The following is a 21516-nucleotide window of genomic DNA, read 5'->3' as shown; positions in this document are numbered from 1 at the left end:
CTGATGACCACCGTCCGCGTCGAACGCCTGCCCCACGCCGAGGGTCTGGCCCTGCCCGCCTATGAGACGACGGGATCGGCGGGCATGGACCTGCGCGCCGCCCTGCCGGAGTTCGAGCCGGTCGTCCTGGCCCCCGGCGAACGCAGGCTGATCCCGACGGGCCTGAAGATCGCCCTGGAGCCCGGCTATGAGGCCCAGGTGCGCCCGCGCTCGGGCCTGGCCCTGAAGCACGGCGTCACCTGCCTGAACTCGCCCGGCACCATCGACAGCGACTATCGCGGCGAGGTCGGGGTCATCCTGATCAACCACGGCCAGATCGCCTTCGAGATCAAGCGCGGCGAGCGCATCGCCCAGATGGTGATTGCGCCCTACGCCCAGGCCGTCATGGCCGAGGTCGAGGCCCTGGATGAAACCGCGCGCGGCGCCGGCGGCTTCGGCTCGACCGGGCGCTGACGAAACCTCGCTTTACGGGATATCCGCGTTCAATCTAGCATGGCGGCATGAACACCCTGGACCAGCTCGTCTACTGCAGCCGCGCCCGACTGGCGCCGGAGCAGGCTGACGAGCAGGTCGCTGACATCGTTCACGTCTCGGCCTTTCGCAACGCCCAGGTCGGCATCACCGGCGCCCTGGCCCTCAGGGACGGGGTTTTCATCCAGTTGCTGGAAGGCAGTCCGACCGCGCTCGACATCCTGATGCTGCATCTGCATTTCGATCAGCGACATGACGACATCGTCGTGCTGGCGCGCGAACGCATCGCCCGTCGCGCCTTCCCGATCTGGGGCATGATCGCGCCTCGAAACGCCCCCTCGACAGCCGTCGCGCTGGACGCCCTCATCGCCGGGCGCTCGTCCCGCCTGGATCTGTGGCGACAGGCCATGGCAGGCTGTCTTGCGGCGGCGTCGCCTCAGACCGAGGCGTTGGACGAGGGCGGCGTGATCTCGCGTCTCAGCACGCGCTCGCGCCAGGCGGTGTAAAGACCGCTGCCCGCGATCAGGGCGGCGCCCGCCAAAGTCGCCGCCGTCGGCGCGTCACGCAGCAACAGCCACCCCAGAACCACGGCCCCGACCATCTGCAGATAGTCCAGCGGCGCCAGGGCCGAAACCGGGGCGTGCTGCAGCGAGCTGGTCATCAGCAGCTGGGCCAACCCGCCCGCCAGCCCCCCGGCCGCCAGAACGGCCAGGACCGGCCAGGTGTGGCTATGGCCATCCATCAGGGCCAGCGCCCCGCCCGCCAGGGCGCAGGCGACGAAGAACCAGAAAACGATGGCGGTCGCCTTCTCCGTCTTGCCCAGCTGGCGCAGGGTGACCGTGACCGAAGCGGCCACGAAGGCGCCGCCGAGCGCGAACAGCAATCCGGCAAGCGGCGGCGCCCCTTCGGCGCCGGGCCGCACCATGACCAGAACTCCGAGGAAGCCCACGACCACCGCCGTCCAGCGATGGCGTCCGACCTTTTCCTTCAGGACGAGGATGGACAGCAGGGTGGCGAAGATGGGCGCCGTGAAGCCAATGGTGGTGGCGTCGGCCAAGGGCAGAAGCCGCAACCCCTGGAAGATCAGCAGGATCCCCGTCACGCCGAGGGCGCAACGCCAGAGATGAACCAGCGGGCGTCGGGTCGAGATCGCCGCCCACCCGCCGCCGCTGTTCAGAACCCAGAACAGCACGACCGGCAGGCCGAAGATCGAACGGTAGAAGACCATCTCACCCGCCGAGACAGGCTCCAGCGTCGCCGCCCACTTCATCAGGGCGTACATCAGGGAGAAGCTGAGGGCCGACGCGACCCGCAGGGTCATGCCGTAACTGGCGCCGTGCCGGGTCATCCGCCTCAGGCCTGACGGAAGCCGAGGACGTCCTGCATGTCATAGAGGCCGGGGCGGCGGTTGCGCACCCAGGCGGCGGCGGCCACGGCGCCCTTGGCGAATAGCGACCGATCGATGGCCGAGTGCGACAGGGTCAGCAGTTCGTCGTCCGAGCCGAACAGCACCGTATGCTCGCCGATAACGCCGCCGGCGCGCAGGGAGGCGAAACCGATCTTGCCTGGCTCGCGCGGGCCGGTGATGCCGTCATAGGGGGCCGTCTTCAGGTCTTCCAGATCACGACCCCGGCCGTTGGCGGCGGCCTCGCCCAGCATCAGGGCGGTGCCCGAGGGGGCGTCCACCTTGCGCCGGTGATGAGTCTCCAGCACCTCGATGTCCCAGTCGCGGCCGTCCAGACGCTGGGCCGCGTGCTCGACCAGACCGATCAGGATGTTGAGGCCCAGCGAGAAGTTGCCGCTGCGCACGATGGCGATCTTCTCCGCCGCCGCCTCCAGCGCCGCGTCCTGTTCCGGCGACAGGCCGGTGGAGCCGATGACCAGGGCCGGGCCGCCGCGCGCGGCGCAGGCCCGGGCCAGATCGACCGAGGCCTCGGGCGTCGAGAAGTCGATGATGACGTCGCACAGGTTCAGATCGGGCGTCTCGCCGCGATCGAAACGGGCGGCGACCACCACGTCCTCACGGGCGTCCAGAACCTGTGAAACGGCGCGGCCCATGCGGCCCCGGGCGCCGGAGATGCCGGCGTGGAAGATGTCGCTCACGCGGTCTCTTTCGGATTGTCGGCGTCGCCGCCCAGGATGTCGGCCCAGAAACGCTTGGCCTTGCCGGCGAAGCTGGTGTTGCGCGGGTTCTGGCTCTCGCCGAACGAGGCGGCCAGTTCCTGCATCAGCTCCTTCTGACGCGGTGTCAGATCGGTCGGGGTCTCGACGAACAGCTCGACCACCAGGTCGCCGCGCTGGCGGCCGTTCAGGTGGGGCATGCCCTTGCCCTTGATGCGGACGGTCTTGCCGGTCTGGGCGCCCGCAGGCACCTCGACCGTGGCCTTGCACTTGCCGTCGCAGGCCTCGGACACCAGGCAGGGCGCATCGACCACGCCGCCCAGCGCCGCCACCGTCATCGGCACCGGCACCGTGACCAGAAGGTCCAGGTTGTCGCGTTCGAACAGTTCGTGGTCATGGACCGACAGGAAGACATAGAGGTCGCCGCGCGGACCGCCCCGCTGACCCGCCTCGCCCTCGCCCGACAGGCGGATGCGCGAACCGTCGTCGACGCCCGCGGGGATCTTGAGGCTCAGCTGACGGTTCTTGCGGACCTGACCGTGGCCGTGACAGGCGGTGCAGGGGTCGGCGATCATCTCGCCCGAGCCGCCGCAGCGGGGGCAGGTGCGCTCGACCTGGAAGAAGCCGTTGGCTTGGCGCACGCGCCCGGCGCCGCCGCAGGTGGAGCAGATGGTCGGCTTGGTCCCAACCTTGGCGCCCGAGCCGTCGCAGACCTCGCAGGTCATGGTGGTAGGCACCGCGATCTCGACCTCGGCGCCCTTGTAGGCCTGCTCCAGGGTGATCTCGAGGTCGTAACGCAGGTCCGAGCCGCGGCGCGGGCCGCCCTGCTGGCGCCCGCCGCCCCGGCCGCCGAACGCCTCGCCGAAGGCGTCGCCGAAGACCTGGGAGAAGATGTCGTTGATGTCGTGGAAACCCTGGCCGCCGCCGCGTCCGAACGGGTCGCCGCCGCCGGCGCCGCCGTTCACGCCCGCATGACCGAACCGGTCATAGGCGGCCCGCTTCTGATCGTCCGACAGCACCGTATAGGCCTCGGAGATCTCCTTGAACTGGGCGAGGGATTCTTCCGAGCCGCCGTTGCGGTCCGGGTGGTGGATCATGGCCAGCTTGCGATAGGCCGACTTCAGGCCGGCGGCGTCGATGGTCCGCTCGACCCCCAGAATCTCGTAATAGTCACGCTGCGCCATCAGGCGTTCGTCCTCTTACTTTCCCGTCGCGCCCGCCGTCCCGGTTAAGCCGAGGATCGTGCGTTCGCGGATGACCCGACGGCCATGCCTGCTGACATGGGCGCCCGGTCGAATGATGCAAGTTTTATGAAACGGCCCCGCCTGCCGTCTGGCAAGCGGGGCCGGTCGTCTTCAGTCGCGTTTCGTTACGCGTTCTTCTTGTCGTCGTCGGCGTCCGAGACTTCCTCGAACTCGGCGTCGACCACGCCGTCGTCGGCCGGAGCCTCCGATGCGCCGTCTTCACCGGCGCCCTGCTGGGCGGCGTACATGGCCTCGCCCAGCTTCATCGAGGCCTGGGCCAGGGTGTTGGTCTTCTCACGGATGACTTCCGGGTCCGAGCCTTCCTTGGCCGACTTCAGGTCGTCCAGAGCCGACTGGATGGTCGCCTTGGTCGCGTCGTCGATCTTGTCGCCATGCTCCGACAGGGCCTTCTCGGTCGAGTGGACCAGGCTGTCGGCGCCGTTGACGGCCTCGACCAGTTCCTTGCGGACCTTGTCGGCGGCGGCGTTGGCTTCGGCTTCCTTGACCATCTTGTCGATGTCCGCGTCCGACAGGCCGCCGTTGGCCTGGATGCGGATCGACTGCTCCTTGTTGGTCGCCTTGTCCTTGGCGGTGACGTGGACGATGCCGTTGGCGTCGATGTCGAAAGCGACCTCGATCTGCGGCATGCCGCGCGGCGCCGGCGGAATGCCCATCAGGTCGAACTGACCCAGGACCTTGTTGTCGGCGGCCATCGGGCGCTCGCCCTGGAAGACCCGGATCGTCACGGCCGACTGGTTGTCGTCGGCGGTCGAGAAGACCTGGGCCTTCTTGGTCGGGATGGTCGTGTTACGCTCGATCAGGGGCGTGAAGACGCCGCCCAGGGTCTCGATGCCCAGGGTCAGCGGGGTCACGTCCAGCAGCAGCACGTCCTTGACGTCGCCTTGCAGAACGCCGGCCTGAACGGCGGCGCCCAGGGCCACGACCTCGTCAGGGTTCACGCCCTTGTGCGGCTCCTTGCCGAAGAACTTCTTCACGGCTTCCTGCACGGCGGGCATGCGGGTCATGCCGCCGACCAGAACGACTTCGTCGATGTCCGCCGCCTTCAGACCGGCGTCGGCCAGGGCCTTCTTGCAGGGCTCGATGGTGCGGGTGATCAGGTCTTCGACCAGGGCTTCCAGCTTGGCGCGCGACAGCTTGATGTTCAGGTGCAGCGGGCCCGAGGCGTTCATGGTGATGAAGGGCAGGTTGACCTCGTACTGGGTCGTCGAGGACAGCTCCTTCTTGGCCTTCTCGGCCTCTTCCTTCAGGCGTTGCAGGGCCAGCTTGTCGGTCCGCAGATCGACGCCCTGCTCCTTCTTGAACTCGTCGGCCAGGTAGTCGACCAGACGCAGGTCGAAGTCCTCGCCGCCGAGGAAGGTGTCGCCGTTGGTCGACTTCACCTCGAAGACGCCGTCGCCGATCTCCAGGATCGAGACGTCGAAGGTGCCGCCGCCCAGGTCATAGACGGCGATCTTCTGGCCGTCGTTCTTCTCCAGGCCATAGGCCAGGGCGGCCGCGGTCGGCTCGTTGATGATGCGCAGGACTTCCAGGCCGGCGATCTTGCCGGCGTCCTTGGTCGCCTGACGCTGGGCGTCGTTGAAATAGGCCGGAACAGTGATGACGGCCTGGGTCACGGTCTCGCCGAGGTAGGCCTCAGCGGCCTCCTTCATCTTGCCGAGGGTGAAGGCCGAGACCTGTTGCGGCGAATAGTCCTTGCCGTGGGCGCGCACCCAGGCGTCGCCGTTCGGGCCCTTGACGATCTCATAGGGCACCATGCCCTTGTCCTTGGCCACCACCGGGTCATCGAAATTGCGGCCGATCAGGCGCTTGATGGCGAAGAAGGTGTTGGTCGGGTTGGTGACCGCCTGGCGACGCGCAGGCTGGCCGACGAGCACTTCGCCGCTGTCCTGGATCGCCACGACCGACGGGGTCGTGCGGTTGCCTTCGGCGTTCTCGATGACCTTGGGGTTCTTGCCGTCCATGACGGCGACGCACGAATTGGTCGTGCCGAGGTCGATGCCGATGATCTTGGCCATGAGTTTGTCTTTTCACTCCTTGCGGCGGGCGATGCGGCGGCCTTCGAAAAGCGCCGCGCGTGACCGCCCCCAGTTGGGCTGAAAGCCGTTCCGGTCATCCGGTCGGGCGGGTTGGATGGTTGCGGTCGAAAGCCCCAGCAACTTCGGGGTTTCTTCCAGACTGGCCCGGATATGGGAAAGACCGCAGGGGCTGCAAGGGTTTCGTGCGGTTCAGGCCGGATTCGGTTGAGTTTCCTCGCATGGACCCTCTCCCGGTGGGAGAGGGCTTGAGCCTCGGAGAAGGCGATCCGCGCGGCGAAAGGGTGAGGGGCGAAGGTGTCAGTCGGCGAAAGCCGTGGCGATGGGCCTTGCGACGGCTTGCGCCGATGGATAGCGGGAACCCTCATCCGGCCCTTCGGGCCACCTTCTCCCATCGGGAGAAGGGTCTTAAGTGAGGGCCATGAACCGCCCCGTCTTTCGCGAAACCCCGACCGGCCTGCCCGGCTTTCGCCTGTGGCCGGGCGCGCTCGACGCGGCGGCGCAGAAGGCCCTGCTGGATCAGGTGCTGGCGGCAGCTGAAACCGCGCCATTCTATCGCCCGACGACACCCGGAGGCCGGCCCTTTTCGGTTGAGATGACCGGGATGGGGCCGCTGGCCTGGGTCTCGGACCGGGCGGGCTATCGCTATCAGCCGACCCACCCCGTCACCGACCGGCCCTGGCCGGCCATGCCCCAGGCCCTGCTCGACCTGTGGGACATCCTGACCGGCTGGCCCGTCCCGCCCGACGCCTGTCTGGTCAACCTCTATCGCCATGAGGCGAAGATGGGCCTGCATCAGGACCGTGACGAAGCCGACCTGAGCGCGCCGGTCCTGTCGGTGTCGCTGGGCGATACGGCGGTCTTCCGCATCGGCCCCGCCGAGGGCGGCAAGACCCAGAGCCTTAAGCTGGCCTCGGGCGACGTCTGCGCCCTGACCGGCCCGGCGCGGCTGGCCCGGCACGGGATCGACCGGCTTCTGGCGGGTTCTTCACAACTGGTGCCCGGCGGCGGGCGGATCAACCTGACCCTCAGACGGGCCCGCTGAACAGGACTCGACGGCACCGCCAAAGCCGGGCCACAGTCGCCGTCTCGTCCGAAGCCGCAGCGGAGACCCTTGATGCCCCTCATCACCCGGCCCGAGGGCCTGAGCGCCGACCAGATCGCCCCCAGCCGCCGCAGCCTGGGGGTCGCGGCCCTCGGCGGCGTCGCCTTCGCCGCCTACGCCCCCGCCGCCCTCAGTCAGGCGGCCAGCCCCGTGACCACCGACAGCATCGACCTGATCACCCACACCGTCTCCTTCCCCGCTCCCGACGGCTTCGAACTGCCCGCCTATGTCGCCAGGCCCAAGGGCGACGGCCCCTTCCCCGTCGTCATCGTCGTCTCCGAGATCTTCGGCGTGCATGAATACATCCGCGACGTCTGCCGCCGTCTGGCCAAGGCCGGTTACGCCGCCGTCGCCCCCGCCTTCTTCGTGCGCAAGGAAGACCCGGCTCCGCTCAGCGACATGTCGGCCATCATGACCATCGTCGGGGCCGCCGGATACGAGCAGGTCATGGGCGACGTGGGCGCAACGCTGGATTGGATCGGCCTCCAGTCCTGGGCTCGTTCGGACAAGGTCGGGATCACCGGCTACTGCTGGGGCGGCAAGGTGGTGTGGCAGGCCTGCGCCCGCTTCCCGGCCCTGGACGCCGGGGTCGCCTGGTACGGCCGCCTGGCTCCCGCCGCCAACGCCACCGACGAACAGAAGACGGCAGGCCGCCCCTGGCCCGTCGATCTGGCCGCTGACCTGAAAGCGCCTGTTCTGGGCCTCTACGGCGGTCAGGACGGCGGCATCCCCGTCGCCAGCGTCGAAGCCATGCGCACGGCCCTAGGCGCCGCAGGCAAGACCGACAGCGAAATAATCCTCTACGCCGACGCCCCGCACGGCTTCCACGCCGACTACCGCGCCAGCTATCGCGAGGCGGACGCCAAGGACGGCTGGCGACGGCTGCTGGGCTTCTTCGAGGCGCGGTTGAAATAGCCTCCCTCCCCCCTCGAGGGGGAGGGCTCAAAGGAAAAGGCCCGGAGCGTCTGCCCCGGGCCTTTCCAGTTCTCAATCAACCGAGGTTCACGCCTTAGCGTCGAAATTCCCGCCGGTCGTATTGGCTTCCGAGTAGCCGCCGCCCGCCGGGCCCGAGCCCTTGGCCGCGACCGCCACCATGGCCGCGCGCACCGTGCGGCCGAACAGGGCGTAGCCGGGCTGCAAGGTCTGGATCACCGTGCCGCCCGGCACGCTGTCCGAAGGCTGCTCCATCACGGCCTGATGCAGGTGCGGGTCGAAGGCCTCGCCCGGCTCGGGCGCGACCCGGGTCAGGCCGTTGGATTCAAAGGCCGACAGCAGGGACTTCTGGGTCAGCTCCAGCCCCGTGGCCATGGCGGCGGCGGGGCCTTCGGCGTCCTTGGGCGCCGACTGCAGGCCGCGCTCCAGGGTGTCGGCCACGCTCAGCAGGTCCTTGGCGAAGCGCTGGATGGCGTAGGCCCGGGCGTCGTTCTGCTGCGTCTCGGCGCGGCGCTTGATGTTCTCGGCGTCGGCCACGGCGCGCAGGGCGCGATCCTTCCACTGGTCGCGCTCGGCGATCAGGGCGTCGACCACGGCCATGTCGCCGTCTTCGGCGGCTTCCTGCGCGGCGTCGATGGCGGCCTCTCCCATGTCCTGCTCGAGTTGGTCCCGGGTCTCGTCGTTGATGTCGTTCACGTCTCTTGTCCGTCCAGAATCCGGCCCAGCACCCGGGCGGTATAGTCCACCAACGGGATGACACGGGCATAGTTCAGTCTTGCAGGGCCGATGACGCCGATGGCGCCCAGCATCCGCTGCCGACCCGTCATATAGGGCGCCGCGATCACGGCGGAACCCGAAAGCGAAAACAAGCGCGTTTCGGCGCCGATGAAGATGCGCACCCCCTGTGCCGCGCCCACCCCGTCCAGCAGGCCGATCAGCTGTTCCTTCTGCTCCAGATCGTCGAACAGGACGCGCACCCGCTCCAGATCCTCGGTCGCCTGGGCGTCCTGCAGCAGGTTGGCGCGGCCGCGCACGATCAGGGCCCGGTCGCGCTCGCCCCCGCCGGACCAGGCGGCCAGTCCGTCCTCGACCAGACGGGCGGCGGCGGCGTCCAGCTCGCGCCGGGCGGCGTCCAGTTCGGCGCTCATCTCGGTGCGCGCCTCGGCTAGCGGGCGGCCCTTCAGCCGGGCGTTGAGGAAGTTTGAGGCCTCGGACAGCGTCGAGGGCGTCACTCCCGCCGACAGGGGCATGAGCCGGTTCTCGACCGTGCCGTCGTCGCCGACCAGCACCGCCAGGGCCTGATCATGGCCCAGGGCCACGAACTCGACGTGCTTGACGCCCGCGTCCCGCACCGGGCTGGCGACGATGCCCGCCCCCCCGGCCAGACCGGACAGCAGGTTGCTGGCGGCGTCCAGCGCCTCTTCGAAGTTGCGCCCCTTGCCCGCCAGACGCGCGTCGATCTCGCGCCGCTCGTCCTGACCGATGTCGCCGACCTCCAGCAGGCCGTCGACGAACAGGCGCAGGCCCGCATGGGTCGGCACCCGGCCCGCCGACGCATGCGGCGAGGCCAGCAGGCCCGCCAGGGTCAGGTCATGCATGGTGTTGCGGATCGAGGCGGGCGACAGGGCCAGACCGCCGCGCGAGATGGTGCGCGATCCGACCGGCTCGCCCGTCTCCAGATAGGTCTCGACGATGCGGCGGAAAATGTCGCGCGCACGGGCGTCCAGCGTCCCCAGGCCTGCGGGGGCGCTTCCGAACGGCGACGGATGGGGGGCATACAGGCTCACGCTTTCAGGATAAGCACGCCCCACCCAGGTTCCAAGGAAATCCCATGCGCCCGTCTGAACGCACCCCCGAACAACTCCGCGCCGTCACGCTGGAGACCGGCGTCAACCGCTACGCCGAGGGCTCGTGCCTGGTCACCTTCGGTCACACCAAGGTCCTGTGCACCGCCTCGGTCGAGGAAAAGGTGCCGGGCTGGATGCGCAACACCGGCCAGGGCTGGGTCACCGCCGAATACGGCATGCTGCCGCGCGCCACCCACACCCGCGGCCGTCGTGAAGCCGCCGCCGGCAAGCAGTCGGGCCGCACCCAGGAAATCCAGCGCCTGATCGGCCGCAGCCTGCGCGCCGTGGTCGACCTCAAGGCGCTCGGCGAGCGTCAGGTCCTGATCGACTGCGACGTCATCCAGGCCGACGGCGGCACCCGCACCGCCTCCATCACCGGCGCCTGGGTGGCCATGGCCACGGCCCTCAACTACCTGACCGACGAAGGCGTGCTGAAGACCAACCCCATCATCGATCAGGTCGCGGCCGTGTCCTGCGGCATCTTCAACGACCTGCCGGTTCTGGACCTCGACTATGAGGAGGACTCCACCGCCGAGGCCGACAGCAACTTCGTCCTGACCGGCGCCGGCGGCATCGTCGAGATCCAGGCCACGGGCGAGAAGCGCGGCTTCAGCCGCCCCGAATTCGACCGCCTGTTCGAACTGGCCGGCATCGGCTGCGCCGAACTGTTCGCCCTGCAGCGCGCCGCGCTCGGCCGCTGATTATCGAGGGCTAGGCCGCGAGGGCCGATCAAGGCATGGTGCGGCCTCCCGCGAACGGAGACTGCCTCATGCGCCCCGCCCTCGCCGCCGCTCTTCTGGTCCTGTCGCTCGCCGGCTGCGGCCAACCGTCGTCCGCGCCCGCCGAGGCGCCGACCCCTGGCGTCGACACCAGGCTGTCCCAGGAACCGATCGACGCCGTGCCGCTCAAGGACGCCCCCGTCGCCCCGCCCAAGCCCAAGGCCGAACCCAAGCCTGAGCAGGCCGCACCGGAAGCCGAGGCGCCGACGGCTACCCCCGCCGTCACGCCCGTCGGCGAGCCCGGCTCCTGCCTGGCCGACATCGGCGAGGCCCGCTCAAAGCGACTGGTCGAGCGCTGTATCGCCGTCAGCCCAGCCACCCGCCCGCCCTGCAACAGCGCCAACCCCTGCGACATGATCCAGGGCGAAATCGACCGCTCCTGCGCCATGTACGGCCCGGACGAAGAGAAGCCGAAGGAATGCGCAGCCTGACCGCGTCTGGACCCTGCCCTCAGACCCGCCAGGTTTCGGTGAAGACTCGCTGGAAATTGGCGCCGAGCACCTTTTCGACGACCCGCACAGGCTGACCGCGATCCAGCAGGGCGCGAGCGATGACCTCGGCCCGATCAGACCGGTTCAGGCCGGTGACGAACGGCGGACGGCCCTCGCCTGGTGCAGACACGCCAGCGGCCTTGCGGGCGGCGATCGAGGCGTCCCACTGAGCCATGCTTTCGGGCGAGGTGTCGAACGGGGTCAGGATGGCGTCGCTGCCGATCCCGACATGGTCTTCGCCGCATACCGACAAGGCGTGCAGCATGTGCGCCATGTAGTCTTCCAGCGACTGTTGCTCCGGACCGGCGCTGATATAGCTGAGACCATAGAGGCCGACCACGCCGCCGCTTTCCGCCACGGCGCGCAGGACCGCGTCGCTCTTGTTACGGGGGTGAGCATAGGTTGAGGAACAGCCGGCGTGTGTGATGGTCACGGGACGGGTCGAAGCCGCTGTCGCCTCCAGGCTGGACCGTTCGTCCGCATGGCTGAGGTCCAGCGTCACGCCGCAGGCGTTCATCCGGGCCACCGCTTCACGCCCCAGGTCGGTCAGGCCGGCCGAGGGTTGCGGCGCCATGACGCCCGAGGCGAAAGGCGAAACGCCATTATAGCTCAGTTGCATGACCCGCACGCCGAGCGCACTGAAGTGGTCGACATTGGCCGGCTTGCCGTCCAGCATGCCGGCGTCCTCGAACGAGTAGATGACCCCCACCCGTCGATTTCGCTTGGCGGTCAGCAGGTCTGCGGCGGTCTCGATCTTCATATAGACGTGGGGGCTCAGCGCGATCGCCTTGTCGAAGGCGGCGATGTCGGTGTTGACCGCATCGAATGCGCCAACAGATCCCCCGATGGTCATCTTGAAGGCGGTCAGACCCGAACTCAGCACCTCGTCCGCCGTGGCGCGATCCAGAGGCGCGGCGTCGTCGAACGGGCCCACCAGATTGCCGTCGATAACCATGGCGTTGCGGTACAGGCGCGCGATCACGTCATCTGTCGCTGGCGCGGCGGCTTGCGAGGCCCGCGCAACGGCGGGGGCGAGCGCCACGGCGGCCGAGGCCGCAAGGAAGGCGCGTCGGTTCGTATTCCAGCTCATTCAGATCACCTCATCGCACACGGTTCGCCCGCGACCTGAATATGTAGGCAGCTACTTATTTCGTCAATCGGCCTTTGAGGCCAGGCCCTGGATGCGCTCGCTGATACGGTCGAACATGGATTTGCGCGCCAGAGCGTCATCGAGCCGGTCAAGCGCCGCCACGACATCGCCCGCCTCTTCATTGAGGTCGGCGGCGACCTCGTTGAAAGCGGCCCACAGAGGCGTCATCCGCTCGACCAGGGCATCGCCCGCCGGGGTCAAGATCAGGATACGCCGCCGGGCGTCCGCCGGATCGGGATCCGAGCGGATGATCCCCGCCTTTTGCAACGAGCGGCACGATTGGCTGACCGAGACATGAGTGATCTGCAAGGCGGCCGCGATCTCGCCGACCGTCGTGGGGCCCTGCAGGATCATCTGGTTCAGGACTCCGAACCAGCGCTGTTCAAACACCACGCCGCGAACGGCGTAGATACGGGTGCCGTCGCTGTCGATCCGTTCCGACAGTCGTCGCAGCCGGGCGCCCAGGGCCTGCCCCCCCTTGTCGCGGCTGTAGTCGGCGGTGCCGCCGCCGCGCCCATTGTCATCCTGCATCATGCACCACAGTTACTGGCAGAACCGCCCATGCAAAAGGCCCCGCCGTTTCCAGCGGGGCCTTCTTCCGTTCAACCGTGAGGCTGTCGCTTAGTCGCGACGGCGACGGCCGCGATCGCCGCCTTCGCGCTTCGGACGACCGCCGGTGTCCTCCGACAGCGGGGCTTCGCCGCGTTCAGCGCGCTCGGCGTTGATCTTGTCGGTGATGTCTTCACCCGTGGCCTGGTCGACGACCTTCATCGACAGCTTGGTCTTGCCGCGGTCGTCGAAGCCCAGGAACTTGACCTTGACCTCCTGGCCTTCCGACAGGACGTCGGCCGGGTTGGCGACGCGTTCCAGAGCGATCTGGGACACGTGGACCAGACCGTCCTTGGCGCCGAAGAAGTTCACGAAGGCGCCGAAGTCGACGACCTTGACCACCTTGCCGGTGTAGATCGCGCCCATTTCCGGCTCGGCGGCGATGGAGTTGATCCAGTTCTTGGCGGCGTCGATCTTCTCCTGGTCGTTGGCGGCGACCTTGATGGTGCCGTCATCGCCGATGTCGATCTTGGCGCCGGTCTTCTCGACGATCTCGCGGATCACCTTGCCGCCCGAACCGATCACTTCACGGATCTTGTCGACCGGGATCTTGATCGTTTCGATCTTCGGAGCGTGCTCGCCCAGCTCGGCGCGCGGAGCGTCCATGGCCTTCGACATTTCGTCGAGGATGTGCAGACGACCGGCCGAAGCCTGGGTCAGGGCCTGCTCCATGATCTGCTTGGTGATGCCGGCGACCTTGATGTCCATCTGCAGGCTGGTGATGCCTTCCGAGGTGCCCGCGACCTTGAAGTCCATGTCGCCCAGGTGGTCTTCGTCACCCAGGATGTCGGACAGGATGGCGAACTCGCCCGACGGCTCCAGGATCAGACCCATGGCGATGCCCGAGACCGGACGGACCAGCGGCACGCCGGCGTCCATCAGGGCCAGCGACGAACCGCAGACCGTGGCCATCGAGGACGAGCCGTTGGACTCGGTGATCTCGGAGACCAGACGGATAGTGTAGGGGAAGTCTTCCTTGGTCGGCAGCATCGGACGGATCGCGCGCCAGGCCAGCTTGCCGTGACCGATTTCGCGACGGCCGGGCGAACCCATGCGACCGGCTTCACCCACCGAATAGGGGGGGAAGTTGTAGTGCAGCAGGAAGGACTCTTTGTACGTGCCCTGCAGGCTGTCGATGTACTGCTCGTCCTCGCCGGTGCCGAGGGTGGCGACGACCAGAGCTTGCGTTTCGCCGCGCGTGAACAGCGACGAACCGTGGGTGCGCGGCAGGACGCCGACTTCCGAGACGATGGCGCGGACCTTGTCGAGGGCGCGGCCGTCGACGCGGTGGGCGTTCTCGATGATGTCGCGACGCAGGACCTCGGCTTCGCATTCCTTGAAGGCGGCCGAGAACTTGGAGGCGTCGACGCCTTCGGGGTTCTCGTCAGTCTTCACCAGGGCGGCGGCGGCGGTCTTCTTGGCCGCGTCGACGCCCGAACGGCGCTCATACTTGCCCGGGTGGGCGTAGGCGGCCTTGATGTCTTCGCCGACCAGCTTCTTGATCGAGGCGACGACGTCCGAGTGATCTTCGGCCTGGAAGTCGAAGGGCTCCTTGGCGGCGTGCTCGGCCAGATCGATGATGGCGTCGATGACCGGCTGCATGCCCGCATGCGCGAACATCAGGGCCTCGAGCATCTTCTCTTCCGACAGCTCCTTGGCTTCGGATTCGACCATCATCAGGGCGTCTTGCGTACCGGCGACCACCAGGTCCAGGGCGCTTTCACCCATCTGGTCGATGGCCGGGTTCAGGACCAGTTCACCGTCGATCAGGCCGACGCGCGCGGCGCCGATCGGGCCCATGAAGGGCACGCCCGAGATGGTCAGGGCGGCCGAGGCGGCGACCATGCCCAGGACGTCCGGGTCGTTCTCCATGTCGTGCTGCAGCACGGTGACGACGACCTGGGTCTCGTTCTTGAAGCCCTTGACGAACAGGGGACGGATCGGACGGTCGATCAGGCGCGAGACCAGGGTCTCTTTCTCGCTCGGACGGCCTTCACGCTTGAAGTAGCCGCCCGGGATCTTGCCGGCGGCGAAGGTCTTTTCCTGGTAGTTGACGGTCAGCGGGAAGAAGTCCAGGCCCGGCTTGGGCGCGCGGCCGTAGACGACGGTGGCCAGAACCACGGTCTCGCCGTAGGTCGCCAGCACGGCGCCGTCGGCCTGACGGGCGATGCGGCCGGTTTCCAGCGTCAGCGGGCGTCCGGCCCACTCGATCGTCTTGCGTTTGATATCGAACATTTTTCTTCTTTCGTCTCCCGCGGGCGTATTCCCGGCGGGGGTGTGTGGAGCCTCGGGCTGTTCAGTCCCTCGGTCCCGAAAACCCGGTCGCGCCATCGCGTCCGGGCGGATGGAGCAAGGACCGTCCTGGCCCTCGCGTCTGCGCCGTTAAAGACCTGCGGCGCGCAGGAAGCTCACTGTTCGAGCGTTTCTCAAGGCGAACCGCGTCCGCTTCGACAAAAGGCTCTTAGGTGCGGAACGAGGCGCGGACGTGTCCGCCCGCGCCTCGAGAAATCTATCCGCTGCCGGTCGGCCGCCTTAGCGACGCAGGCCCAGCTTGGCGATCAGAGCGGTGTAACGCTCGCGATCGACCTTGGTCAGGTGGTCAAGAAGACGACGACGCTGCGAGACCATCTTCAGGAGGCCGCGACGCGAGTGGTTGTCTTTCTTGTGGGTCTTGAAGTGCTCGGTCAGGTTGGCGATGCGTTCCGAAAGGATCGCGACCTGGACCTCGGCCGAGCCGGTGTCTGCAGCCGAACGAGCGTTGTCGGCGATGACTTCGCTCTTGCGTTGAGCCGTAATCGACATCGAGAGTCTCCATGTTGGAGCCCTGTCGCGCCGCCCGAAAACGAGCGCTAGGGGAGATTGAAAACACGGTCGGGTTCTAGCCGTCCGGCCCGCATGGTGCAGAGCGCGACCAGGGTCTCTCCCGCGAAGGCCGACACCGTGCGCGAACCGGCGGATAGCTGGCTCTTCAAGGTTTCAACCTGACGGGGGAGCAGAACGATCGGCCGTCCCTGCCTCAGCGAGAAGGCGTCCTGTTCCGTGACGGCCAGATCCGGGATGTCGTCCAGAGCGGTCGAAACGGGCAGCAAGCCTTCCAAGGCGGCGCCCTTATGCGCCAGATCGACGAGAAAATCCAGAGTGACGGCGTTCTCGGTCGAGAACGGCCCCACCCGCTCGCGCCGCAGGGCCGAAACATGCCCCTCGGCGCCCAGCATGGCGGCCAGGTCGCGGGCCAGGGAACGGACATAGACGCCCTTGCCCGTGCGCATGGTGATTTCCACGTGGTCGGCGTCCGGGGCGTCCGTGACGGCCGCCTCATGGATCACGACCTTGCGGGTCTCCAGTTCGAACTGCACCCCGTCGCGGGCCAGGTCATAGGCCCGCTCGCCGTTGACCCGGATGGCCGAGAACTGCGGCGGCGCCTGGTCGATCTCGCCGACAAAGCTCGGCAGGGCCGCCTTGACCGCCTCGACCGAGGGACGGACGTCCGAGCGAGCGATGATCTCGCCCTCACGATCGATGCTGTCGGTGGAGATGCCCCAGTGGATGGTGAAGCGATAGATCTTCTCGGCGTCCATCATGAAGGGCACCGTCTTGGTCGCCTCACCCAGAGCGATCGGCAGGATGCCCGAGGCCAGGGGGTCCAGCGTCCCGGCGTGACCCGCCTTCTGGGCGTCGAAGAGGCGGCGGATCTTGGTCACCGCCTCGGTCGAGCCCATCTCGAACGGCTTGTCCAGGCAGACCCAGCCGTTGACGATCTCGCCCTTCTTGCGTCGCGCCATGGGTCAGTCTTCGTCCTGGTCGTCGACGCGTTCCACGTCGGCGCGGACGCGCGGGTCGTCGAACAGCCGGTCGATATGGCTGGCCGCGTCGAAGCTCTCGTCGTGGCGGAAGCGCAGGTCGGGGGTGAACTTCATGTCGATGTGGCGGCCCAGCTGGCCGCGCAGGAACTTGGCGTGGGCGTTCAGCGCCTTGATGATCTCGTTTTCATGACCGGCCGTCACGGCCGCCTCGACGCCGGCGCCCAGGGGCTCGACGAAGCAGGTGGCGTGCTTCAGATCCGGCGACAGCCGCACCTCGGTCACGGTGATCGACACCCCCAGCAGGGCCTCGTCATGGATTTCCTGCTCACGCAGGACGTCGACCAGGGCGTGACGGATCAGTTCGCCGGCCCGCAGCTGACGCTGCGACGGCCCCATCGGCCCGGTGGCGTTGCGGGTATGCTGTTTGCGGCTCATGGCGCGCCTCCTTGCATCGCTCGCCGGGGATCGGACGCCGGCTGAAAAAGCGAAGGGGCGGGGTCTAGTCGCGCGCGGCCTCGAAGTCCAGCCTGGCCGCGCGATCAGCGGTCCGCATCACCTCGCCAGAGGTCAGGCTGCGATAGGGACGGACCGGCAGGCCCGCCGCCGACAGCAACTCAGCCGTCCAGTGATTGCACAGGTGGCCGATCCAGAAGGTCTCGCGGCTCTGGAAGAAGCGGGCGTCGTCGCCCGCACGGGCGGCGGCCAGCACGGGCCGCCCCGTCGCATCGGTCATCAGCGACGCCTCGACCCGCTCCCGCAGGGCCGCCATACCCGCCGACGACAGCCTCAGCGCCTGACGATCCTCGGCCCGGAAACGCCGCGCCGGGTCGCGCGCCTCGGGGTCCAGCATGACGACCGAGGCGTTGCCGGGCCTGAAGAAGGCCCGCGCCCCGTCGACCAGTCGACCCGAGATCGGGCTCTGATCCACATAGAAGGTCGCATCGCCCCACCCGACCAGGACCCAGTCGCCGGGCGCCAGGCTTGCCGTCGCCTCGGCCAGCGCCCCTCCCCCCTCCATCAGGGCGGCGCGCGGCACGGCCAGATCGGTGTGAAAGCCGTTGTCGAGCAGGTAGACCGTCACCCCCGCCTCGCCCGGCGTCGCCGGATAGAGGGCCGGATCGCCCGGCCGGGTCAGGGTCCACAGGGCCGCGATCAGACCGATCAGGACCGCGATCAGAAAGCGCCCCGGCATCCCGGCTTCAGTTCGGCCCGTAGGCCAGCGGGACGTCCCGGGCCGGACCCGCGCCCTGCTGCGTCGCCCATTCTCCGCGATAGTCGTAGTTCAGTTCGACACAGTGACGATACTGACCGTCGCTCCAGCGACCGACCGCCTGCATGGTCATGGGCCGCCCCGCCCGGACCCGTCCGATCACCACCCAGCTTTCATCAGCGCCGGGACAGAGGGCTCGCGACAGGCCGCGTCCGTCCCCTTCCAGCACGATGGCGTAGACTCCTCCCTCGTCCGCGCCCGCCGGCAGGGCGCGACGCACGGCGTCGGGACCGCCGCGCTCGAACCGGGCCGAACCGCGCGAAGTGCTGGAAAACAGGTTCCGAACCGCGGTCGCGCCGAACAGTCCGCGCTCGACCTCCAGGGTGACCCCGCGCGTCAGCGCCTGGGTCGTGCGGTCGCGCGCGTCGAAGGCCAGGAAACGGGTGTCGGCGGCGGCGGCGCCCGCAACTGCGGAGGCGACCAGAAGGACTGAAATCAGGATGTGGCGGCGCATGGCGACCCCGTCGATGGAACACGCCCCCCGGCGACCGGCGGACCGTAACGGCATCGGCCCCCGCCGAAAAGCCTCGGCCGGAAAAGACAAGGGGCGCGGTCCCTTTCGAAACCGCGCCCCTGAGGCCTTCGTCAATCCAGCACGCCCTAGTCCAGGGTGCGCTTGACCTCTTCGACGGTGAAGCACTCGATGTAGTCGCCTTCCTTGATGTCCTGGAAGCCCTGGAACTGCATGCCGCACTCCTGGCCCGAGGGCACCTCGTTGACCTCGTCCTTGAAGCGCTTGAGCGTGTTGAGCACGCCCAGTTCCAGAACCACCACGTCGTCGCGGATGATGCGGACGCGGGCGCCCTTGCGGACCACGCCTTCGGTGACGCGGCAACCGGCGATCTTGCCGACCTTGGTGATGTCGAAGACCTGCAGCACCTTGGCGTTGCCCAGGAAGGTTTCGCGCTGGAGCGGCGCCAGCATGCCCGAGAGCACGCCCTTCATGTCGTCCAGCAGGTCGTAGATGATCGAGTAGTAGCGGATCTCGACGCCTTCACGATCGGCCAGTTCGCGCGCCTGCTTGGACGCACGGACATTAAAGCCGAGGATCGGCGCACCGGCCGACTTGGCCAGGTTGACGTCGCTCTCGGTGATGCCGCCGGCGCCCGAATAGACGGTGCGGGCGCGGACTTCGTCGTTGCCCATCTTGTCCAGTGAACCGACGATGGCTTCGGCCGAACCCTGCACGTCCGCCTTGATGACGACCGGCAGTTCGTTGACCTTCTTGGACTGCAGCTTCGACATCATGTCGACCAGCGAGACCGAGCCGCCCGAAACCTGGTTCTTCTCGCGGCGCGCACGCTCGCGATACTCGGTCAGTTCGCGGGCGCGGGCCTCGCTCTCCACCACGGCGAAGACGTCGCCCGGCGAGGGCGCTTCCGACAGGCCCAGGATCTCGACCGGAACGGAAGGACCGGCTTCGGTCAGTTGGGCGTTGCGTTCGTCCAGCAGGGCGCGCGCCTTGCCCCAGGCGGAGCCGGCCACGACGATGTCGCCGCGCTTCAGCGTGCCGCGCTTGACCAGGACGGTGGCGACCGGGCCGCGACCCTTGTCCAGCTTGGCCTCGATGACCACGCCTTCGGCCGAACGGTCCGGGTTGGCGCGCAGGTCCATGACCTCGGCCTGCAGCAGGATGGCGTTGATCAGACCGTCGAGGTTGATGCGGTTCTTGGCCGACACCTCGATGATCTGGGTGTCGCCGCCCAGGCTTTCGGCGATGACTTCATGCTGCAGAAGCTCGTTGACGACCTTCTGCGAGTTGGAGTCCGGCTTGTCGATCTTGTTGACCGCCACGATCAGGGGGGCTCCGGCCGCCTTGGCGTGCTGGATGGCCTCGACCGTCTGCGGCATGACGCCGTCGTCGGCGGCCACGACCAGGACCACGATGTCGGTCACATTGGCGCCGCGCGCCCGCATGGCCGAGAAGGCGGCGTGGCCCGGGGTGTCCAGGAAGGTGACGCGCTGGCCGTCTTCCAGGCGCACCTGATAGGCGCCGATGTGCTGGGTGATGCCGCCGGCTTCGCCGCCGGCCACGTCGGTCGTGCGCAGGGCGTCCAGCAGCGAGGTCTTGCCGTGGTCGACGTGGCCCATGATGGCCACGACCGGGGCGCGCAGGGTGGTGGCGTCCTCGTCGTCGGCCTCGGCGATGAAGCCTTCTTCAACGTCCGATTCCGAAACGCGCTTGACGGCCATGCCGTATTCCTCGGCCACCAGCTCGGCGGTGTCGGAATCGATCACGTCGTTGATCTTCATCATCATGCCCTGACGCATCAGGAACTTGATGATGTCGACGCCGCGAACGGCCATCCGGTTGGACAGCTCCTGCACGGTGATGACGTCCGGAATGACGACTTCACGCGGCCGGTTCGGCGCGTCGGTCGAGCCGCCCTTGCGCTTTTCCTTCTCGCGTTCGCGGGCGCGGCGGACCGAGGCCAGCGAGCGCATGCGCTCGGCGGTGTCGCCGTCGCCGGCGACCGACTGGATGGTCAGGCGGCCTTCGCGGCGCTTGGGCTCGCCGCGCGTGCGGCTGACAGCCTTGCCGGGACCGGCGTCCGAGAAACGCTTGTCGCGATCATCGTCGCGACCCACGGGACGGCCGAAGCCGGCGCCGGCGGTGCGGCTGGGACGCGCCACGTCCGGCGTGGCCGGCGGCTGGTTCGGGGTCGGACGACCGCCGGGGCCGGTGCGAGGCGCGCCGGAACGGGCGGCGCCGGGCGCCGGCTTGGGCGCCAGGGCCGAATAGCGGACGGTCTGGGTCGTCGCCGGGCGGCCGCCTTGCGGGCGAGCGCCTTGCGGACGATCCGAGGCCGGAGCGCGGTCCGACTGCGGACGATCGCCGTCGCCCATGGCCTGTTCGCGGGCCGAACGGCCGCCGAAGGCGGGGCGTTCGATCGGCGCGCGGCCGGTCGGGATCTTGGGCGTGCGCTGGCCGAAGTTGACCGTGGGACGCGCGGGCGCGGCCGGACGGGCCGGAGCGGCGGGCGCGGCCGGAGCCGGAACCGGGGTCGGCGCGGGCGTCGGCGCCGGCACGATCGGCTTGGGCAGTTCAATCTTGGGCTTGGCCGGAGCGGCCGGCGGCGCGGCGGCCGTCAGCTTGGCGGCTTCAGCGCGGGCGGCGTCGGCTGCGGCCTTGGCGGCGGCGGCTTCGGCGCGGGCGGCTTCAGCGGCCTTTTCGGCGGCGGCGGCCTGGTCGCGCTGGGCGGCTTCACGCGCGGCCTTTTCGGCGACCGCGGCGCGTTCGCGCTCAGCCTGGGCCTGCGTCGCCAGGGCGATGGCGCGGCGACGCGCCTCCTGTTCCTCGACGGACAGGGCGCCGCCGGCGGGGCCGCCGCGAGGCGCGTTCGAGCGCGGCGCCTGGGCCGCGCCCTGATCGGCGCGCGGACGCGAGACGTCGAAGCCCTGCGGACGCTGATGTCCAGGGACGGCGCCGGCGCGACGCTTCGTCTCGACGACCACGGTCTTGGACCGTCCATGGCTGAAGCTCTGCTTCACGGTGCCGGTCGAGACCGATCCCGCCGCGCGCGGCTTCAGGCTCAGCGGAGCGCGCGGCCCCGTTTGAGAAGGCGCGTTAGCAGGGGTCTTGCCGTCTTCGGTCTTGTCGTTTTCGTCGCTCATCCGGTCGCTTTACTCGGGGCGGAG

Annotated in this window: 21 protein-coding genes; 6 read left to right on the top strand and 15 right to left on the bottom strand. The window is 68.5% G+C overall.

The genetic code is table 11. From position 1 onward, the window contains the following. The first annotated feature begins 3 nt into the window (after positions 1–3). Both dut and ACZ5XO_RS00545 read left to right on the top strand, forming a co-directional pair. The gene (dut, locus tag ACZ5XO_RS00550) at positions 4–453 is read left to right on the top strand and encodes a dUTP diphosphatase (RefSeq protein ID WP_464163406.1); all 450 of its coding nucleotides are present in this window, start codon (positions 4–6) and stop codon (positions 451–453) included. A 47-nt stretch (positions 454–500) separates the two neighbouring features. Then, positions 501–977 (top strand): BLUF domain-containing protein, encoded by a 477-nt coding sequence (locus tag ACZ5XO_RS00545; RefSeq protein WP_464163405.1) that lies wholly within the window; start codon positions 501–503, stop codon positions 975–977. Here ACZ5XO_RS00545 and ACZ5XO_RS00540 read toward each other — a convergent pair. The 4 genes from ACZ5XO_RS00540 to dnaK form a co-directional block, all read right to left on the bottom strand. Further along, complete coding sequence (locus ACZ5XO_RS00540; protein ID WP_464163404.1) at positions 908–1819, bottom strand: DMT family transporter; 912 nt, start codon at positions 1817–1819, stop codon at positions 908–910. The two genes, ACZ5XO_RS00545 and ACZ5XO_RS00540, sit on opposite strands and share 70 nt — an antisense overlap. A gap of 5 nt (positions 1820–1824) precedes the next feature. Continuing rightward, positions 1825–2574 (bottom strand): 4-hydroxy-tetrahydrodipicolinate reductase, encoded by a 750-nt coding sequence (gene dapB, locus ACZ5XO_RS00535; protein ID WP_464163403.1) that lies wholly within the window; start codon positions 2572–2574, stop codon positions 1825–1827. Beyond that, entirely contained in the window at positions 2571–3776 is a 1206-nt protein-coding gene (dnaJ, locus tag ACZ5XO_RS00530) for a molecular chaperone DnaJ (RefSeq protein ID WP_464163402.1), read from the bottom strand. Before dnaJ ends, dapB begins: the two co-directional genes overlap by 4 nt. A 185-nt stretch (positions 3777–3961) precedes the next feature. Then, the gene (gene dnaK / locus ACZ5XO_RS00525; protein WP_464163401.1) at positions 3962–5872 is read right to left on the bottom strand and encodes a molecular chaperone DnaK; all 1911 of its coding nucleotides are present in this window, start codon (positions 5870–5872) and stop codon (positions 3962–3964) included. A 439-nt stretch (positions 5873–6311) separates the two neighbouring features. Here dnaK and ACZ5XO_RS00520 point away from each other — a divergent pair, with 439 nt between their 5' ends. Together ACZ5XO_RS00520 and ACZ5XO_RS00515 are read left to right on the top strand one after the other, a co-directional pair. Further along, on the top strand, positions 6312–6935 hold the full coding sequence (locus ACZ5XO_RS00520; RefSeq protein WP_464163400.1) for an alpha-ketoglutarate-dependent dioxygenase AlkB family protein: 624 nt from the start codon (positions 6312–6314) through the stop codon (positions 6933–6935). A 72-nt stretch (positions 6936–7007) separates the two neighbouring features. Beyond that, positions 7008–7910, top strand: coding sequence for a dienelactone hydrolase family protein (locus ACZ5XO_RS00515; RefSeq protein ID WP_464163399.1), 903 nt, complete (start codon positions 7008–7010; stop codon positions 7908–7910). Positions 7911–7997: 87 nt separating this feature from the next. Here ACZ5XO_RS00515 and grpE read toward each other — a convergent pair whose 3' ends face one another. Together grpE and hrcA are read right to left on the bottom strand one after the other, a co-directional pair. Beyond that, positions 7998–8579 (bottom strand): nucleotide exchange factor GrpE, encoded by a 582-nt coding sequence (grpE, locus tag ACZ5XO_RS00510; protein WP_464164945.1) that lies wholly within the window; start codon positions 8577–8579, stop codon positions 7998–8000. Positions 8580–8620: 41 nt separating this feature from the next. Then, a complete protein-coding gene (hrcA, locus tag ACZ5XO_RS00505; RefSeq protein ID WP_464164944.1) occupies positions 8621–9709 on the bottom strand; it encodes a heat-inducible transcriptional repressor HrcA in 1089 nt (362 codons plus the stop codon). A 50-nt stretch (positions 9710–9759) separates the two neighbouring features. Between hrcA and rph the strand changes: the two genes are divergently transcribed. Then, positions 9760–10476: a ribonuclease PH gene (rph, locus tag ACZ5XO_RS00500; RefSeq protein ID WP_464163398.1), complete on the top strand. Its 717-nt coding sequence runs from the start codon at positions 9760–9762 to the stop codon at positions 10474–10476. 68 nt (positions 10477–10544) lie between these two features. After that, positions 10545–10985: a hypothetical protein gene (locus tag ACZ5XO_RS00495; protein ID WP_464163397.1), complete on the top strand. Its 441-nt coding sequence runs from the start codon at positions 10545–10547 to the stop codon at positions 10983–10985. 19 nt (positions 10986–11004) lie between these two features. Here ACZ5XO_RS00495 and ACZ5XO_RS00490 read toward each other — a convergent pair whose 3' ends face one another. The 9 genes from ACZ5XO_RS00490 to infB all read right to left on the bottom strand — a co-directional run bounded on the left by ACZ5XO_RS00490 (position 11005) and on the right by infB (position 21492). Further along, complete coding sequence (locus ACZ5XO_RS00490) at positions 11005–12135, bottom strand: dipeptidase (protein ID WP_464163396.1); 1131 nt, start codon at positions 12133–12135, stop codon at positions 11005–11007. A 63-nt stretch (positions 12136–12198) separates the two neighbouring features. After that, on the bottom strand, positions 12199–12729 hold the full coding sequence (locus tag ACZ5XO_RS00485; RefSeq protein WP_464163395.1) for a MarR family winged helix-turn-helix transcriptional regulator: 531 nt from the start codon (positions 12727–12729) through the stop codon (positions 12199–12201). Positions 12730–12816: 87 nt separating this feature from the next. Continuing rightward, the gene (gene pnp, locus ACZ5XO_RS00480) at positions 12817–15039 is read right to left on the bottom strand and encodes a polyribonucleotide nucleotidyltransferase (RefSeq protein WP_464163394.1); all 2223 of its coding nucleotides are present in this window, start codon (positions 15037–15039) and stop codon (positions 12817–12819) included. Between the two features lie 297 nt (positions 15040–15336). Then, positions 15337–15606, bottom strand: a complete 270-nt coding sequence (gene rpsO / locus ACZ5XO_RS00475; RefSeq protein WP_464163393.1) for a 30S ribosomal protein S15 — start codon at positions 15604–15606, stop codon at positions 15337–15339. A gap of 47 nt (positions 15607–15653) precedes the next feature. After that, the gene (gene truB, locus ACZ5XO_RS00470; protein ID WP_464163392.1) at positions 15654–16586 is read right to left on the bottom strand and encodes a tRNA pseudouridine(55) synthase TruB; all 933 of its coding nucleotides are present in this window, start codon (positions 16584–16586) and stop codon (positions 15654–15656) included. 3 nt (positions 16587–16589) lie between these two features. After that, complete coding sequence (rbfA, locus tag ACZ5XO_RS00465) at positions 16590–17042, bottom strand: 30S ribosome-binding factor RbfA (RefSeq protein WP_464163391.1); 453 nt, start codon at positions 17040–17042, stop codon at positions 16590–16592. 64 nt (positions 17043–17106) lie between these two features. Beyond that, positions 17107–17799 carry a DUF2459 domain-containing protein gene (locus ACZ5XO_RS00460; protein WP_464163390.1) on the bottom strand — a complete coding sequence of 231 codons (693 nt, stop codon included), beginning with the start codon at positions 17797–17799 and terminating at the stop codon, positions 17107–17109. Positions 17800–17806: 7 nt separating this feature from the next. Beyond that, positions 17807–18331, bottom strand: a complete 525-nt coding sequence (locus ACZ5XO_RS00455) for a hypothetical protein (RefSeq protein WP_464163389.1) — start codon at positions 18329–18331, stop codon at positions 17807–17809. A gap of 146 nt (positions 18332–18477) precedes the next feature. After that, positions 18478–21492, bottom strand: a complete 3015-nt coding sequence (infB, locus tag ACZ5XO_RS00450) for a translation initiation factor IF-2 (RefSeq protein ID WP_464163388.1) — start codon at positions 21490–21492, stop codon at positions 18478–18480. Positions 21493–21516 lie beyond the last annotated feature (24 nt).

The organism is Brevundimonas sp. T2-11, assembly GCF_055397675.1.
The sequence above is the reverse complement of the archived record's forward strand: the minus strand, read 5'-3'. Positions and strand labels throughout refer to the sequence as shown.

What these genes read in the sequence shown, in the direction of transcription:
- dut (WP_464163406.1), top strand. Translation starts at nt 4, where the DNA reads ATGACCACCGTCCGCGTCGAACGCCTGCCCCACGCCGAGGGTCTGGCC.
- ACZ5XO_RS00545 (WP_464163405.1), top strand. Translation starts at nt 501, where the DNA reads ATGAACACCCTGGACCAGCTCGTCTACTGCAGCCGCGCCCGACTGGCG.
- ACZ5XO_RS00540 (WP_464163404.1), bottom strand. Translation starts at nt 1,819, where the DNA reads ATGACCCGGCACGGCGCCAGTTACGGCATGACCCTGCGGGTCGCGTCG.
- dnaJ (WP_464163402.1), bottom strand. Translation starts at nt 3,776, where the DNA reads ATGGCGCAGCGTGACTATTACGAGATTCTGGGGGTCGAGCGGACCATC.
- dnaK (WP_464163401.1), bottom strand. Translation starts at nt 5,872, where the DNA reads ATGGCCAAGATCATCGGCATCGACCTCGGCACGACCAATTCGTGCGTC.
- ACZ5XO_RS00520 (WP_464163400.1), top strand. Translation starts at nt 6,312, where the DNA reads ATGAACCGCCCCGTCTTTCGCGAAACCCCGACCGGCCTGCCCGGCTTT.
- ACZ5XO_RS00515 (WP_464163399.1), top strand. Translation starts at nt 7,008, where the DNA reads ATGCCCCTCATCACCCGGCCCGAGGGCCTGAGCGCCGACCAGATCGCC.
- grpE (WP_464164945.1), bottom strand. Translation starts at nt 8,579, where the DNA reads ATGGGAGAGGCCGCCATCGACGCCGCGCAGGAAGCCGCCGAAGACGGC.
- rph (WP_464163398.1), top strand. Translation starts at nt 9,760, where the DNA reads ATGCGCCCGTCTGAACGCACCCCCGAACAACTCCGCGCCGTCACGCTG.
- ACZ5XO_RS00495 (WP_464163397.1), top strand. Translation starts at nt 10,545, where the DNA reads ATGCGCCCCGCCCTCGCCGCCGCTCTTCTGGTCCTGTCGCTCGCCGGC.
- ACZ5XO_RS00490 (WP_464163396.1), bottom strand. Translation starts at nt 12,135, where the DNA reads ATGAGCTGGAATACGAACCGACGCGCCTTCCTTGCGGCCTCGGCCGCC.
- ACZ5XO_RS00485 (WP_464163395.1), bottom strand. Translation starts at nt 12,729, where the DNA reads ATGATGCAGGATGACAATGGGCGCGGCGGCGGCACCGCCGACTACAGC.
- pnp (WP_464163394.1), bottom strand. Translation starts at nt 15,039, where the DNA reads ATGTTCGATATCAAACGCAAGACGATCGAGTGGGCCGGACGCCCGCTG.
- rpsO (WP_464163393.1), bottom strand. Translation starts at nt 15,606, where the DNA reads ATGTCGATTACGGCTCAACGCAAGAGCGAAGTCATCGCCGACAACGCT.
- truB (WP_464163392.1), bottom strand. Translation starts at nt 16,586, where the DNA reads ATGGCGCGACGCAAGAAGGGCGAGATCGTCAACGGCTGGGTCTGCCTG.
- rbfA (WP_464163391.1), bottom strand. Translation starts at nt 17,042, where the DNA reads ATGAGCCGCAAACAGCATACCCGCAACGCCACCGGGCCGATGGGGCCG.
- ACZ5XO_RS00460 (WP_464163390.1), bottom strand. Translation starts at nt 17,799, where the DNA reads ATGCCGGGGCGCTTTCTGATCGCGGTCCTGATCGGTCTGATCGCGGCC.
- ACZ5XO_RS00455 (WP_464163389.1), bottom strand. Translation starts at nt 18,331, where the DNA reads ATGCGCCGCCACATCCTGATTTCAGTCCTTCTGGTCGCCTCCGCAGTT.
- infB (WP_464163388.1), bottom strand. Translation starts at nt 21,492, where the DNA reads ATGAGCGACGAAAACGACAAGACCGAAGACGGCAAGACCCCTGCTAAC.